Annotated in this window: 16 protein-coding genes and 1 pseudogene; 10 read left to right on the top strand and 7 right to left on the bottom strand. The window is 67.6% G+C overall.

The features are described from left to right. Positions 1-58: 58 nt before the first annotated feature. Positions 59-241, bottom strand: a complete 183-nt coding sequence (locus tag ACWEFL_RS15375; protein ID WP_451712002.1) for a DUF397 domain-containing protein — start codon at positions 239-241, stop codon at positions 59-61. Between the two features lie 40 nt (positions 242-281). Then, on the bottom strand, positions 282-1,043 hold the full coding sequence (locus tag ACWEFL_RS15370; RefSeq protein WP_451711999.1) for a DUF5753 domain-containing protein: 762 nt from the start codon (positions 1,041-1,043) through the stop codon (positions 282-284). A 410-nt stretch (positions 1,044-1,453) separates the two neighbouring features. On the opposite strand from ACWEFL_RS15370, the gene ACWEFL_RS15365 reads away from it, so the two are divergent. Both ACWEFL_RS15365 and ACWEFL_RS15360 read left to right on the top strand, forming a co-directional pair. Further along, positions 1,454-1,900: an ATP-binding protein gene (locus ACWEFL_RS15365; protein WP_451711996.1), complete on the top strand. Its 447-nt coding sequence runs from the start codon at positions 1,454-1,456 to the stop codon at positions 1,898-1,900. Next, positions 1,900-2,430: a hypothetical protein gene (locus ACWEFL_RS15360; protein WP_451711993.1), complete on the top strand. Its 531-nt coding sequence runs from the start codon at positions 1,900-1,902 to the stop codon at positions 2,428-2,430. The genes ACWEFL_RS15365 and ACWEFL_RS15360 overlap by 1 nt, the downstream gene beginning before the upstream one ends. Positions 2,431-2,685: 255 nt before the next feature. Here the strand turns inward: ACWEFL_RS15360 and ACWEFL_RS15355 are convergent, their stop codons facing one another. Beyond that, on the bottom strand, positions 2,686-2,907 hold the full coding sequence (locus ACWEFL_RS15355) for a zinc-binding dehydrogenase (RefSeq protein ID WP_451711990.1): 222 nt from the start codon (positions 2,905-2,907) through the stop codon (positions 2,686-2,688). Positions 2,908-2,948: 41 nt separating this feature from the next. On the opposite strand from ACWEFL_RS15355, the gene ACWEFL_RS15350 reads away from it, so the two are divergent. From ACWEFL_RS15350 to ACWEFL_RS15335, 4 genes and pseudogenes are all read left to right on the top strand, one after another. Continuing rightward, complete coding sequence (locus ACWEFL_RS15350; RefSeq protein ID WP_451711987.1) at positions 2,949-3,302, top strand: effector-associated constant component EACC1; 354 nt, start codon at positions 2,949-2,951, stop codon at positions 3,300-3,302. 47 nt (positions 3,303-3,349) lie between these two features. Further along, on the top strand, positions 3,350-5,032 hold the full coding sequence (locus ACWEFL_RS15345) for a caspase, EACC1-associated type (RefSeq protein WP_451711986.1): 1,683 nt from the start codon (positions 3,350-3,352) through the stop codon (positions 5,030-5,032). A 224-nt stretch (positions 5,033-5,256) separates the two neighbouring features. Continuing rightward, positions 5,257-5,412, top strand: a pseudogene (locus ACWEFL_RS15340) (hypothetical protein); the annotation flags it as partial. A gap of 189 nt (positions 5,413-5,601) precedes the next feature. After that, a complete protein-coding gene (locus tag ACWEFL_RS15335) occupies positions 5,602-6,633 on the top strand; it encodes an XRE family transcriptional regulator (protein WP_451712126.1) in 1,032 nt (343 codons plus the stop codon). Here the strand turns inward: ACWEFL_RS15335 and ACWEFL_RS15330 are convergent. Genes ACWEFL_RS15330 through ACWEFL_RS15320 form a run of 3 tightly spaced genes read right to left on the bottom strand, consistent with a single transcriptional unit; the run spans position 6,623 to position 8,348 of the window. Then, on the bottom strand, positions 6,623-7,669 hold the full coding sequence (locus ACWEFL_RS15330) for an NAD(P)-dependent alcohol dehydrogenase (protein WP_451711983.1): 1,047 nt from the start codon (positions 7,667-7,669) through the stop codon (positions 6,623-6,625). The genes ACWEFL_RS15335 and ACWEFL_RS15330 overlap by 11 nt on opposite strands. After that, positions 7,666-7,926 (bottom strand): helix-turn-helix transcriptional regulator, encoded by a 261-nt coding sequence (locus ACWEFL_RS15325; protein WP_451711982.1) that lies wholly within the window; start codon positions 7,924-7,926, stop codon positions 7,666-7,668. Before ACWEFL_RS15325 ends, ACWEFL_RS15330 begins: the two co-directional genes overlap by 4 nt. Next, positions 7,920-8,348, bottom strand: coding sequence for a hypothetical protein (locus ACWEFL_RS15320; RefSeq protein WP_451711979.1), 429 nt, complete (start codon positions 8,346-8,348; stop codon positions 7,920-7,922). Before ACWEFL_RS15320 ends, ACWEFL_RS15325 begins: the two co-directional genes overlap by 7 nt. 445 nt (positions 8,349-8,793) lie before the next feature. Here ACWEFL_RS15320 and ACWEFL_RS15315 point away from each other — a divergent pair, with 445 nt between their 5' ends. From ACWEFL_RS15315 to ACWEFL_RS15305, 3 genes are all read left to right on the top strand, one after another. Next, the gene (locus ACWEFL_RS15315) at positions 8,794-9,876 is read left to right on the top strand and encodes a hypothetical protein (RefSeq protein ID WP_451711977.1); all 1,083 of its coding nucleotides are present in this window, start codon (positions 8,794-8,796) and stop codon (positions 9,874-9,876) included. A gap of 107 nt (positions 9,877-9,983) precedes the next feature. Next, positions 9,984-11,249 carry a radical SAM protein gene (locus tag ACWEFL_RS15310; protein WP_451711975.1) on the top strand — a complete coding sequence of 422 codons (1,266 nt, stop codon included), beginning with the start codon at positions 9,984-9,986 and terminating at the stop codon, positions 11,247-11,249. After that, complete coding sequence (locus tag ACWEFL_RS15305) at positions 11,246-11,962, top strand: class I SAM-dependent DNA methyltransferase (protein ID WP_451711972.1); 717 nt, start codon at positions 11,246-11,248, stop codon at positions 11,960-11,962. The genes ACWEFL_RS15310 and ACWEFL_RS15305 overlap by 4 nt, the downstream gene beginning before the upstream one ends. 71 nt (positions 11,963-12,033) lie before the next feature. Here ACWEFL_RS15305 and ACWEFL_RS15300 read toward each other — a convergent pair whose 3' ends face one another. After that, entirely contained in the window at positions 12,034-12,600 is a 567-nt protein-coding gene (locus ACWEFL_RS15300; RefSeq protein WP_451711969.1) for an NUDIX domain-containing protein, read from the bottom strand. A 507-nt stretch (positions 12,601-13,107) separates the two neighbouring features. On the opposite strand from ACWEFL_RS15300, the gene ACWEFL_RS15295 reads away from it, so the two are divergent. Further along, positions 13,108-13,863, top strand: a complete 756-nt coding sequence (locus ACWEFL_RS15295; RefSeq protein WP_451711967.1) for a polysaccharide deacetylase family protein — start codon at positions 13,108-13,110, stop codon at positions 13,861-13,863. Positions 13,864-13,891: the final 28 nt, after the last annotated feature.

The raw sequence follows: 13,891 nt of genomic DNA, 5'->3' as shown, positions 1-13,891 counted from the left end.
CATGAGTCCGTAGAAGAATTGATGAACCCTCGTCACGAGGTCCACCCTGCATCTTGCGTTACGGGGTCGACGACCCGGCCGCGAAGGTCACGAACCTCGACCAGACGACCGAGGGGACGACCAGCGCGGGACGTCGGATGTCCTTGGAGTCACGGACGCCGATATGGGTGGTGAGGTCGGCGACCTCGACGCAGTCGTTGCCGGTGGGGCCGCTGTAGGAGGACTTGAACCAGGCTTCCACAGGTGCCAGCCGTATGCCAGAAATGTGAGTGTCGATGGCTCTACTGCTTTCTCGCTAGTTCCTTCACGAAGTTGATGGATTCCTCGACCCCGAGGGCAACGCCCACCATCGCGTCGAACCGACGGGTGAACCGGTCTACTTCCCGCGGCTTGTCAGAGGTGGAGATCGCCCCCCAGGCGTTGTCGGTCTGCACTCGGGAGGGCAGGTCGCCGAGATCCAGAATCCGGAAGTCGTGGATCTCTCGATACCCACGGCGGAAGGGCATGACCTGTATCGAGATGTGGTCTTCGCCTGCGAGCCGGATCATCTCCTCGTACTGCCCGTTCATTACCTCGCCGTCGCCGATCGGGATTCGCAAAGCGGCTTCTCCCAGGATGATCCGTAGGCGTACAGGATCTTCACGGGTCAGGACCCGCCGTTTCCGCTCCATCCGGAGGTCGACGCTACGCTTGATGAACTCGGCGGTCGTGTCCTCGACCGGGCGAGCCATTTCACACAGCGCCTTCGCGTACGACGGAGTCTGGAGCAGGCCATAGACCACCGTGGGGTGGTACGCCATGATCGCGACCGCCTCCGCTTCAAGCCCCACGAAGTGCGGCATCCCCGGAGGCATGTGGCTGCGGTACTGCGTCAGCCAGTCTTCATTCGGTGCCTCGCGATTCAACTCGACCAACTCTTGGATCAGTTGTTCGTCGGTCACGCTGTACCGCTTCAGCAGCGTCCGGAGCACCCCGACGTTGCGGCGAAAGTTGAGTTCGCCCAGCTCGATCCGGGTGAGGGTCGCCTCGGAAAAGTCCTTCAACCCTCGGACCGCTTCCTTCCGACTCATGCCCTTGGCTCCGGCCCTCTCGACCGGCGGGCAGTTCTCCCGTAACTGGCGTAGCTGAAGGCCCAGTTCCAGACGACGACCTGACGCCCCGCGTTTGGCTCCCACTGTGCACCCTCCAGTGCGCTTGCGCTTGTAAGTATCACCTTGCGCAGGTGTGTTGCATCCCTGCGCAGGCAGTTCGGGCCGCTGCGCACGTGCTCGCATAGTCCATTTCGTACCCACGCTGGGTATTCAGCGGCGTTCTGGTTGCGACCCGTTCCTCCTGGCGGTCAACGTAGTTGAGGACGCACAAGCAGGCACGACCTTGCGGGATTCAGCACTCGCCAGGGTGTTTATTCGCACGTCTGCGCGCCACCACCACAGGCTTGCGAGAGGACCCGCCCATGCCTATGACCGCCACCCCACCGGACTCGACGGCTATGGCCGGATTCGAAGTGAGACTGTGCCGGTCCGGAAAGCCCGGCGATCCCCTCACCGACGCCGACCGGCTGTGGCCCGCCCTCATGCGCCGGGTGGGGCAGGCGCATCTGCGGCTGTGGGGGCTCGACGGACTCGCGGACACCGCCGAGCTGTTGATCTCGGAGTTGGTGACCAATGAGTTCGAGCACGGCGAAGGCGCGGTCGGGGTGCGGCTGTGGCGTACCGACGCGCACCTGTGCATCGAGGTGGGCAGCGACAGCATGCGCGTACCGCAGACACGGCGGGCCGGCCCGCTGGACGAGAACGGCAGGGGTCTCCACCTCGTCGCGGCCTGCTCGGACGGTTGGGGCGTCACCCCCGACGGCACCGGCACGTGGTGCGCGCTGACGCTGTCGCCCGGGAGCCCGTGATGTTCCCGCGAGACTCCGAACCGACCGGCCCGGTCAAACCGGTCGAACTGGTCGGCCCGGTCGCCTCGGACATGGGCGAACTGACCCTGCGGGTACGGGCGCTGCTGGCCGCCGACGCCCGTCGTGGGGCCGTCATGCCGCTCGGCGGCGGGCTGTTCGACGTGGTGGTCAGCGCCGCCGGGGCCGCCGGGCACGCGGTCGCCGACACCATCGACGCCACGCATCCCCAGGGCTGCGGACCGGTCATCGCCGACCCCGACCGGCCCTGGCTCTACTTCCTCGTGCCGCCCGGCACGACCCGCCGATGGGCCCACCACCCGTACGGACTCTGCGTCGGCGCGCCCGCCACGATCACCCTGCCACCGCTGGACCGGCACGGGCCGGGCGGCGGCGGAGGCCCATACTGGTTACGCCCCTGCCAGCACCACTACCTCGTCGGCCCCGCCATGCTCCGCCGAGCACTCCACCAGCACCGCCCGCTCCCCGCACCCCAGCAGGCGTTGAAGACCCTCCTCGGAGGAACCGTATGAGTCAGCAGTGCCACTCTCGCGAACAGCCGGAGGAGACGGAGGACACCGGCCACGCCATATTGCCGCCCCGGCCTGGCGGGCTCGCCGATCCGTGGCCCGACATGGTCCTGCTGCCCAGCCCGTTGCCGCGCGCCCTGGCGGTCATGTACCCGCCGCGTACGGAATCCGGTACCTGAACGCCGGTTTTGAGCAAGCGACTTGAGCACCGGGTCTGAGTACCGCGCCTGAGCACGGCACCCGAACGCGGCCCCCGCCTCACACCACCGTGACGACGACCTTGCCCCGGGCATGGCCCTCCCGCACGTATCGAATGGCGCCGGGGGCCTCGCCGAGCGGATACGTCCGGCCGACGACTGGCGTGACCTCGCCGTCCTCGGTGATCCCCCACAGGACGTCGGCGTCGGTGATCCGCAACTGGGCGCCGAGTGTGGACGAGCGCATCCTGCCGAAGAACCGGCCGCTTGCTGTGGAGCTCATTGCGTATCCTTCAGGCACGAAGGCGAGGCGGGGGGCGACTGATGACGGTGTATCGACTGACGGTGGAAGGGCCTGGCCGCGTAGACCAGCCGAGCCTGCATCGGCTGGCCGACTGGCTCCGAGGGGACGAAGTCGTCGGCCACCAGGCAGAGATCGAGCTGAGTCGAGCACCCATACGTAGCGGCGACATGGGTGCAGCCTTCGAGGCTGTTCGAGTTGTTGCTGACAGCGGATTTCAGCTGGCGAGCCTCATCGTGGCTATCGCGGCATGGCGTCGCACCGGGCCGGCGAACGGCAAGGTCGTCATTGAACGGAATCAAGTCCGCGTTACGGTCGACACCGATGATCCGGAACAAATCAGGCGGATTGCTCAAGCACTTGACGACCCGTCCTGACGCCTGCGGATATGACGAATCTACCGGACCCGCTACGGTCACGTGTGGTGCTCATCGGCTTCTCCGACTACAGCGAAGCCCCCGATCTACCGGCAGTTGAGAACAACCTTGAGGGATTGCGTGAATTCTTCACCTCTCCCCGAGGCTGGAGCCTGCCGTCGGAACATTGCGTGGTTATCGACGGTGCTGAAGATGCAGCGGACCTTATTGCGCCGCTGCGGGAGGCGACTTCCGCAGCGCGTGACACCCTCTTGCTCTACTACGCGGGGCACGGAATTCTCGACGAGGATCTAGAATTCGTACTCTCACTGCCTGCGTCGCGACTAGATGAGCCGTGGACCGGTGTTTCCTATAAGTGGATTCGGAATTTCGTTGCTCGCTCGCGAGCCAAGAGCAGGATCGCGGTGATCGACAGCTGCTTCAGCGGCAAGGCTCAGGCCGTCATGGGTGGGACTTCTGAAGCAGTGAAGTCGCAGGCGGCAGCTGCAGGAACGGTCGTCATCACTTCAGCCAGAGACGATCGGGTTGCCCTTGCCCCCGAGGGTGAGAAATATACCGCGTTCACTGGTGAATTTCTTTCTGTTCTCAGCGAAGGGATCGAGGGCGGGCCATCGGTCCTCAGCGTTGACCAAGTCTATGAGAGCATCAAGGATGCTCTCGCCGCGAAGGGGCGGCCCCGCCCCGACAAGACGGGCAGCGACACCTCCGGGCGCATGGGGCTGGCGATCAACCAGGCGTACATCCCTGATCCTGTGGGGTCGACTACTTCCCTCTCGCCGCGCGAATCACTAAAAGAACTCGTGGCACGCCTGCAGCAGTTAGGCTCTCTCCCGACCACCCTCCGCCGCAGCTCCACTACTGTGGAGCACTCCATTTTCCGTGATAAAACAGGGTTCATTGGGCGGAATGGGTTGCCACCCGATGAACCTGACGGAAATCCTGGCGGCGGCCGGTACGTAAACCCAACGAGGGTCTCTAGTGGTGGAATGGGATCGATATTTCTTGCCGAAGACTCTTTGTTGGGGAGGGCTGTCGTGCTCAAAAGCCTTCATTCGTATCTCCTGCAAGGTCGACATGAACTCAAACATCACCTCTACTATGAAGCGCGCGCTGCGGCCGCTCTCAATCATCCGTCCATCGGGTCCGTCTATGATCTGATCGATGATTCGACGGGGCAGTTTATTGTCATGGAGTACGTGCAAGGATGGGACATGAAAGTTGTTCTGTCTGCAGCGCGCCTGACGGTCGTCGAGTCTGTAGCCGTTATCTTGGATGTCCTCGACGGGCTTGATCACTCGCACGCCGCCGGGGTTATTCACTGCGACGTCAAACCGGCAAACTTCATTCTAGGCCAAAGCGGACGCGTGAAGATTCTCGATTTCGGAATCTCCAGCATAAATGCGTCCATGCATCATGAGGATCGGGTGATCGGCACTCCGGTCTATATGTCGCCTGAGGCATGGCGGGGTGCTCCCCCGGATGTGCAGCGGGACATTTACGGTGCAGGGGCAGCCCTCTATGAAATGGTCACTGGCCAGAGCCTGCATCCGCCAGGTCGGGACATTTATGAGATCGGAACCACTCCTCCAACCATCAGGACCCGCGAGTTCGTACCCGAGGTGCCCCTTGTTGTTGAGAAGGTCCTGGAGAAGGCTCTAGCACCACAGCCTGACGCCCGGTACCGGAGCGCCGCCCAGATGCGGGCAGCTCTCAGCTCCATCTTCTATTGATCAGAAATGCTCTGTGTTCTGGGTCGTTGGAGGGGTGTGAGCGATCTGGCGGGGGTCGTGCGGCATCTGTCGCCGTCGGCGCAGGAGGCCCTGCGGCTGCGGGCGGTGGCTGCGTTGGCGGCGGGCGGGACCGTGAGCACGTGGCAGCAGTGTTCGGGGTGTCGCTGAAAGCGGTCGACATCTGGTGGACGAAGTGGCGGGACGGCGGCCGGGAAGCGCTGGTCATGCGGCCGCGTGGCAAGCCGGTCGGGTGCACCAGGTGCTCAGGGAGGCCGAGCAGGCCGCCGTCCGGCAGGCCGTCCTCGCTGGCCCGGTTATCCGAGCGGACCGGCTACTCGGCGGGACAGTTGTCTCGCTACGAACGGGGCCTGACCCCCTTGACCGACATCGACGTCCTGCGCGGGTTCGCGACCGTGCTCGGGATCGACCCCGTCGAACTGGGCCTGGCGCGCGCCGCCCCCGCGCCGACGCCTGCGGAGAGTGCGGGCGGCCGATCCGGCGCCGTGGGACCATGGCCGCGCCGGACACCCCCCGACCCGTGCCCAGCGGAACGAGAAGGAGACGACCCTGTGAGGCGACGGCGCCTGCTGGGTGGCCTGGCGGTCACGGCCGCCGCCGCAGCCGGTATCCCCCTCCCCTCCGGAAGCCCGCAGCCCGACACCGACGCCGCCGCCGGCAACGCCCTGGTGGCCGGACTCCGCGACGCCATGCTCGGCATCGGCGCCCGCCCGCCCGGTACGGAACTCCCGGACACGCTCCTGGAGCGGGCGCTCGCGGCGTTCCACGTCTGCGACTACACCGCGCTGGCGGTCCTGCTCCCGGCCGCCATCCGCACCGGCCATGCCGACGGCACCGATACCTGCCTCGCCCGCGCCTATGTCCTCGCCACCCGGATGCTCGTGAAGTTGGACGAGCAGCAGTTGGGGTGGATGGCCGCCGACCGCGCCCGCCAGTACGCGGGCTCGACGGGCGACCCAATGCAGTCGGCGGAGGCCGCCCGGCAGCTCGCCGTGCTGGCGCGTCGCGCCGGTTGGCACGACCAAGCGTTGTCCATCGCGCTGGCCGCCGCCGACGACCCCGCGCTTCGCACGACCGGCCCGGACGGCGCGGCCCAACGCGGCCTCCTCGTCCAGTCCGCCGCCTACACCGCCGCCTACACCGCCGCCCGCGCCGGCGACGCCGACGGAATGCGGGAGCTGACCGACGAGGCCGTGGCCATCGCCACTGCCCTGCGCGGCATCACCCGGCTCCGCCACCACGGCGGCGGCTTCTCCCCCGCCACCATCCAACTCCACCTCGTCTCGGCCGAGAACGCCGCGGGCGATCCCAGCCGCGCCCTGACGGCCGCCAAGGCCCTGATCCCCCGGCAGCTTCCGACGGTGGAGCGGCAGGCCCGCTACTACAGCGACGTGGCCACCGCCTACGCGGCATGGGGGCGGCGCGACGACTGCGTGCGCGCCCTCCTGGCCGCCGAACGCATGGCCCCGCAGGAGACCCACACCCGGTCGGCCGTGCGCTCCATGGTTCAGGGCCTTCTCGTCTCGGGCCGGACCACGACCGAGCTGCGGGGCTTGGCCGCTCGCTCCGGTCTCACCTTCTGACCGGTCCGGGCCTGGGCCGGAGACCCGTGCCACGACGAGCATCGTGTCCAGGCGGGGCCGGCGGAACCACCGTGACGACGACCTTGCCTCGCGCGTGGCCCTTCTGCACGTATCGGATGGCGTCGGGGGCCTCGCCGAGCGGATACGTCCGGTCGATCGCGGGCGTGACCTTGCCGTCCTCGATGATCTCCCGCAGGACGTCGAGGTCCTCGGCGCGTTCTTTGGCGAGGAGGTTACGGAGGGTCTGGCTCACGAACGGCGACAACAGCGCGACGGCGGGCAGGCGTTCGATGCCGCCGAACCACCGTCCCTCGCCTTCGGCTCCGACGAGGACGAGGGTCCCCTTGGGAGTGAGCGCGCGGCGCAGCAGGGAGAGCGGGCGGTTACCCGCGGTGTCGAGGATGAGGTCCCAGCGGCGTACTCCGTCGGCGAACTCCTCGCGGGTGTAGTCGATCACCTCGTCCGCGCCCAGCGATCGGACCAGGTCGGTCTTGGTCGTACTGCAGACGCCGGTGACGTGCGCGCCGAAGGTCTTGGCGAGTTGGACGGCGAACGTGCCGACGCCTCCCCCGGCGCCGATGACGAGGACTCGTTGTCCCTGTTGCGCCTTCCCCGCGTCGCGGAGCGCTTGCAGGGCGGTGAGCCCGGAGATGGGGACGGCGGCGGCCTGTTCGAAGGTGAGGTTGGCGGGTTTGGCGGCGAGCCGGTCGGACCGGGCGCAGGCGTACTCGGCGAAGGAGCCCTCGCCGGTGCCGTACACCTCGTCACCCGGCTCGAATCCGGTCACGTTCGCGCCGACCGCCTCGACGCGGCCCGCGAGAGCCCGGCCCCGGACGGGCATCTTGGGCGTGCGCAGCCCGTAACCGGCGGCGCGGACGGGGTAGGGCAGGCCGGTCATGAGGTGCCAGACTCCGGGGTCGACGCCGGCCGCGTGGACGCGTACGAGTACTTCGCCGTCACCCGGCACGGGCCGGGGGATGTCCCGCAGTCGCAGGACGTCCGCCGAGCCGTAGGTGTCCTGCGCGATCGCCTTCATGCCGTCGATCCCCCATTACCGTCACTGCCGCTGCCGAGGTCGCCGTCCGGGTACTGGAACACCGCGTCGAGCGGCACCTTGAAGACCCGGGCGATCTGGAAGGCCATTTCGAGAGACGGCGAGTAGCGCCCGCCCTCGATGGCGATGACGGTCTGTCGCGTGACGCCGATACGGTCCGCGAGTTCCGCCTGGGTCATCTGGCCGTGCTCGAACCGCAGGGACCGGATCGAGTTCGTGACGCGGGTCGGCTTCACCATGCGGGCAGCCCCCGGCGGTACGCGGCGATCTTGGCGACGGCCCCGAGCGCGGCGGACAGCACGAACGCGAGGAACACGGCATTCGCGATCCAGAAGTGACTCGCCTCGACCATCGCCAGCACCAGCGCCGCGAGTCCGCCGATGACGACGAACGACTGCCCCACGTACTCGCCGAACCGGCCGATCTCGCGGTCGCGCTGGTCCTTCCTCTTGGTCTCACGCCCCGACGTCATCGCGACGACCATTTCGAGCACGATCGCCGCGACGATGCCCGAGCCGACGGTCCACAGCAGCGCCGCCTCGTACGCGACCTCCACGAGCGGACCTCCGTCCACCCGCGCCGACACGACCGCCAGATAGATCGCGTACCCCACGACCGCGATCACCCCCGAGATCCACGCCCGCTTCTCCTCGAACGCCATGACCACACCCCCGCATGTTAAAGAAACTTGACACCATCGAATGTAAAGCATTCTTTACGTCGGGTCTAGTTTTCTTGACACATCTCGCCTCGGCTCAAGGGGGGAGGCGATGGGCGACTCTCTGTGGTGGGGCGGCGCTCGGCCAAGACGAGCGGCCGGGGGCGGGCTCGTTCGCCGACCGGCGCCAGGGCGTGTGCTTCCGCTGCGAAGCCCTGGCCGTTCCTGTTGCGCGCGTCGGCGAGTTGGGTGCCGGTGATGCCGGAGGCAAGCCCCGAAGAGCGCGTTCCGGCCATCTGCCCGGAGCCTATGCGCATGCCTTCGCACTCCGCATACTTGGTCCCTCCTTGACCTTCCACCTTGAGATGACCTTGGGGGACGAGTGAACTCAGGTACGCATGAAGTAGCGGGAATCGGCTTAGACACCGCGGCTCGGCATCTGAGCCGCGTGGGCATCACGGACGCTTCCCTGATCGATCTGTACTGGCGGAAGGGAGGCTCCGCTCTGGGGCTGGCGCTTCTGCGGCGGGCCGCCGCGTCCCTCGATCTGATCGTCCCCGACGATCTGATCCTGAGCCTCGAGGACGCCGCTCGTATCGGGGCGGACCAACTGGTCGCGACACTCCCTTCTTCGCTCTCAGCCGGCTTCGCCTTGAAGTACTCCGGTCATGAGGAGAGCTTCTCGCCCGCGTGCACGAGGGGGCGTTACTCGTCCCGTCGCCGCTTCTGGGACGGCGTCGACGTCGGTCTGGCCCGCCAGATGGTGGCCGAGGCGATCGCGCACGCGCCACCAGGGACACGGAGCCTCGCGTTCCAGCAGTACGTCAAGACCGACGGGCTGTCGGGCGTCTTCTTCGCCTACGGCTACCGGCGTCGGCTCCTGGTGGAGTCCACCAGTAACAGGCGGCGCACGTTCACGGAGGTACGGGGCGGAGAGGTGGTCGACCACGCCACCGTGACCGGCGACCACATCCGGTCGGGCAGCGTCGTCGAGGCCGACCCACTCCAGTTGTACGGGGTGATCAGCGGCCTGCGCGAAGTGGTCGGGTTCGATCTCGACATGGAGGGGTTCGTGTCGCCTCCGGGCGTGATCGCCGTACAACTCCGGCCGATCCCGAAGGACATGCCGCGCGTGCTGCATCCGGCTCGTCTGCCGCGCCCGCGGGCCGACTGGCACCGCACACCGTGGATCTGGGGTTCTTGGACCGGCGAACCGCGCGTCGTGGACGAGGACGTTCCCGGACGCCCGGCCGTCATGGTGAAGCGGACGACGGCACTGGCCGATTGCCCGGCGATCGTGGCGCGTCTCCACCGCGGCGATCCCACGCTGGTGGTCGACGCGCTCGACGGCTTCCGGCTGAGCCATGACCCCCGGCACCTTCCCGAGACCATCCCGCACCGCCGGGCGTTCGCCTACATCTCCGTGGCGGGCACTCCGCTCGCTCAGCTCGCGGCCGGTGAAGGCGTCGAAGCGTTCGTCGACGGCGGTACCGGCTTGATCCGCCGCACAGACGCGCCGACTCGCTTCTGAGCGGTACGCCGCACGAATACCCCGACTCATCTCCGGGCCGCACGAACACCCCGACTCACCTCCGAGCCGCACCGACGCCCCGACTTTCACTTCCGAGAGGTGCCATCGTGTCAACCGCTCCGGCCGACACCGACACCAACGCCGACACCAACGCCGACTCCGACACCGACACCGATGTGGCCCGCTTCGACTTCCTCGCCCGACGGGAACGGGAGAACTGGCTGCTCTTCGACTGCGTGAAGCACTCGGTCGAGCCCGTCACCGAGGAGGACGTGGCCGGGCTGGAAGCGTCCGGCAGATCAGTCCGGCGCATTCAGCGGCCACCGCTGCCCGGTGCGCTGTCCGCCCCGCTCAAGCTGTTCGTCAGCGTCTCCAACCGCTGCAACCTGACCTGCCTGCACTGCATGTCGGACTCGTCTCCGACCGGAAGGACGGAGCCGACCACCGAAGAGCTGCTGGCACTCATCCGTGAAGCCGGAGAGCTGGGTGTCTTCCTGGTCGTCGTCGGCGGCGGTGAACCGCTGCTGCGGCACGACATATGGCGGCTCGTCGGCGCCATGCGCGCCGAGGGCATGGGCGTGTCGCTGACGACCAACGGCACGGTCACGAGGCCGCGCGACCTCCGCGGGTTCCTCCGTCATCAGGTGCGGGTGAACGTCAGCATCGACGGAGCCGAGAAGAACCACGACCGCATCCGGGGCCGCGAAGGATCCTTCCGGCGCACCGTCAACGGTGTCCGCGCCATGCTGGACGCCGGGATCACACCGACCATCCGCTTCACCTTGATGAACTCCAACCTCCGCGACGTGGACGCCGTGCTCGATCTCTGCGCAGAGCTGGGCGTGCCGGTGAAGGCTCGGCGGGCCAAGCCCTCCGGGCGGGTCATCGGGACGACGGACATCATCACCGAGGGGACGCCCGCCTACTACGACGCCGTGGTCAAGCTGAACGAGGCCGCCCACTGCGGCGTGGAAGACCTCATGAACGTCGAGGCCGGAGCCAAGGAACCCCTCCTGCTGTCCGAGAACGACTGCGGCGCGGGCACGCGGATCATGTTCGTGGACGAGGACGGCTCGGTGTCTCCGTGCACGTTCCTGGGGTCGGACTTCCAGGCGGGTCGTTGGACGCCGGGAAGCCTCGGCGACTTCTGGGCCGACGCCCCCGCGTTCCACCGGATGCGGAGCCTGCCCGAGAACAAGGAGTGCGGGTCCTGCTCGCGTCACACCACCTGCCATGCCGAGTGCCCGGCGATGCGCCTGCACGTCAACGGTTCGCTCGACGGCGACGACCCCGGCTGCATCAAGCCGCTCCTCGTCCGGCTCGGGCCGACTCGGCTGAAAGAGCCGAGAGATCTCCAAGAGCGGAAAGGATGAGGGTGTTCACCGACATCGCGCCCTTCTACGACCTCGTGAAGTCGCACCGCGACTACGAGGCCGAGGCCGAATCCGTCCGCGGGCTCGTCCAGCGGTACGCCCCGCGGGCGAAGACCGTTCTCGAAGTCGCCTGCGGCACCGGAACTTTGCTCGCGCGGCTCCCGGAGTACGACCGCGTCGGGGTGGACGTCAGCGAGCCGATGCTGGCCGTCGCCCGCGAGAAGCTCGGCGACCAGGTGACGCTCGTCCACGGGAGGATGCGGGACTTCCGGCTGCCGGGGCCGGGCGCCGATGCGCCGCTCCTCGCCGATGTGCTGCTCCTCCTGGACGGAGCGATCGGGTACGCGGGGCCGAGCGAACTCGATCCGACCTTTGCCACGTTCGCCCGGCATCTGGTGAGCGGCGGCCTTCTCGTCGTCGAACCCTGGTACACCCCCCAGGATTGGGAGCCGAGGAAGGTTCGCGTCGCCCACCACCGGGGCGTCGGGGTGACGGTGGTGCGGGTCGCCTACGGCCACCCCGGCGGAAGCATCGACTTCCACACCACCATCGGGACGGACGAGGGCCTGCGTACCTTCGAGGAGCACTACGACTTCACGCTCCACCGCGCGGACGAGGTGAAGGCGGCCATCAGGGCGGCGGGTTTCGTCGACGTACGCGAAGAGACCGCGCCCCTGTTCAAGCGCGGTCTCTGGGTGGCCCGTAAGCCGTAGGTGGTCCGTAAGCCGTCGGTCCGTAAGCCGTCGGTCCGTAAGCCGTCGCGGCCCGTAAAACCGTACGCGGCTCAGCCCCTGGCTGCCCGGCGCACCTCGGAGGCGACGCGGTACAGCGCGGCCAGGTGATGTTCGCCGTGCAGCTCCAGGCGCGCGACGGCGGCCCGAACGGGAAGGATCGAGACCTCCAGGATCGATTCCATCTCGACACCGCCGTCATCGCCTGACGAGCCCGTGATGGTGACGTCCGCCCAGCCCAGCGCGATGGCGAACCTGGGATGCGGGAGCCATGGCCGGTAGGCGACTTCGGCCGTGGTCTCGCTGTCCCACTGCCCGAAGAGTTCACAGCGCGACGCCGTACCGCCGATCTCCTCGGCCAGTTCGCGGGTGACGGCCGTCTCGATGGCCTCACCCTCGAGCAGTGTGCCGCCGGACGGCCCCCAGCCGGACTCCTTGGCATGCAGCAGGACGACCCGGTCCCCGATGAACGGCACGACGTGCACGTTGCTGGTGTGGGCGCGGGGCGGGACCTCGCTCTTGAAGTACGAGGTGACGGCGCGCCACTTGTACGGCGTCTTGAGAGTGGCGAAGGCGCCCTCAAGGCCGGTGCCGACATCGGGCGGTAAAACGATAGTCATGCTCTTCCCATTCTAACGAATTGGGGAATTTCAACCCAGTGAGGCAGGTTTCTGCCCAACTGGCGGGCAGTCTAGCGGCGCGGTCGCACCGACGTGCGCGCGCGGTAGGGCCAGACGGCCAACAGGGGGCGAGCTGCTCGTAGTTGATCCGCGTAACCGCCACCGTCGCGCTTCGACCGCCGGGGACCAGGGCACCCGGAGAGGTCCCGGGGATGACGATACGTCAGCCCACTTGTCGGGAATGAGCGGAGGCGTCCCGCCGTGCGTACGGCCCGGAGGCGGCGTCCGCGACGGCCGTCCTCGACGCTCTCCGTACGCCCGCCGCACACCCCCGTACGCCCCCGTACGCCCGCCCAGGCAACCCGGAACGCGATCAACGCGTCTCCACCCCCAGTCGAAGGGTTCGCTATACACCGTGTGTAGGGTACGGCCGAGTTCTCACCGGCATTCGGCGGCCGACCACCGCCATCCGGATAGCAGCACCGTCCATGGAGGGGGATTTCCGTCATGCCCGAAAACAGGGGAAGAGCCAGGACCACGGCCGTCTCGGCGGCCGTCGCGGCGCTGGCCCTGACCCTCGGGGGATGCGCCATGGACACCACCGCACCCGCCGCCGCCCGCGAGGACGCCGAGGGGTCCGTGACGTCCGGCACGGACTGCGAGAAGGTCAAGTGCATCGCGCTGACCTTCGACTCCAGCCCCGGCGAGGACACCCCGCAACTGCTCGACCTCCTCAAGAAGGAGAAGGTCCCCGTGACCTTCTTCGTCCTCGGCAAGAACCACCTCACCAAGTGGCCGAAAGTGGTGAAACGATTCGTCGACGAGGGGCACGAGGTGGCCAACCACACCTGGACCCACCCCCGCCTCGACAAGCTGAAGCAGGACGAGATACGTACGGAACTGACCCGCACGCAGGACGAGCTGGAGAAGATCACCGGCCGCAAGCCGACCCTGATGCGCCCTCCCCAGGGGCGGATCAACGACGATGTGACCAAGGTCTGCAAGGAACTCGGACTCGCGCAGATCCTGTGGAACGCCACCGCGAAGGACTACTCGACCACCGACTCCGCGCTGATCCGGAAGCGGATACTCAAGCAGGCCAAGCGCGACGGCATCATCCTGCTGCACGACATCTACGCCGGAACCGTGCCCGCCGTCCCCGGGATCATCACCGAGCTGAAGGCGCGCGGATACACCTTCGTCACCGTCTCTCAGCTCCTCGCACCCGCGAAAGCCGAGCCGGGGAAGATCTACAGGCCCTGACCGGGCCGGACGCCACGGAGCCGTCGCC

The organism is Streptomyces sp. NPDC004838 (assembly GCF_053600955.1).
Note: the sequence above shows the minus strand (reverse complement) of the source record. Positions and strands in the feature narration are given on the sequence as shown.

Excerpts from the sequence above, each read along its gene's own strand:
- ACWEFL_RS15365 (WP_451711996.1), top strand. The coding sequence starts at position 1,454 with ATGCCTATGACCGCCACCCCACCGGACTCGACGGCTATGGCCGGATTC.
- ACWEFL_RS15360 (WP_451711993.1), top strand. The coding sequence starts at position 1,900 with ATGTTCCCGCGAGACTCCGAACCGACCGGCCCGGTCAAACCGGTCGAA.
- ACWEFL_RS15355 (WP_451711990.1), bottom strand. The coding sequence starts at position 2,907 with ATGAGCTCCACAGCAAGCGGCCGGTTCTTCGGCAGGATGCGCTCGTCC.
- ACWEFL_RS15350 (WP_451711987.1), top strand. The coding sequence starts at position 2,949 with ATGACGGTGTATCGACTGACGGTGGAAGGGCCTGGCCGCGTAGACCAG.
- ACWEFL_RS15330 (WP_451711983.1), bottom strand. The coding sequence starts at position 7,669 with ATGAAGGCGATCGCGCAGGACACCTACGGCTCGGCGGACGTCCTGCGA.
- ACWEFL_RS15325 (WP_451711982.1), bottom strand. The coding sequence starts at position 7,926 with ATGGTGAAGCCGACCCGCGTCACGAACTCGATCCGGTCCCTGCGGTTC.
- ACWEFL_RS15320 (WP_451711979.1), bottom strand. The coding sequence starts at position 8,348 with ATGGCGTTCGAGGAGAAGCGGGCGTGGATCTCGGGGGTGATCGCGGTC.
- ACWEFL_RS15305 (WP_451711972.1), top strand. The coding sequence starts at position 11,246 with ATGAGGGTGTTCACCGACATCGCGCCCTTCTACGACCTCGTGAAGTCG.
- ACWEFL_RS15300 (WP_451711969.1), bottom strand. The coding sequence starts at position 12,600 with ATGACTATCGTTTTACCGCCCGATGTCGGCACCGGCCTTGAGGGCGCC.
- ACWEFL_RS15295 (WP_451711967.1), top strand. The coding sequence starts at position 13,108 with ATGCCCGAAAACAGGGGAAGAGCCAGGACCACGGCCGTCTCGGCGGCC.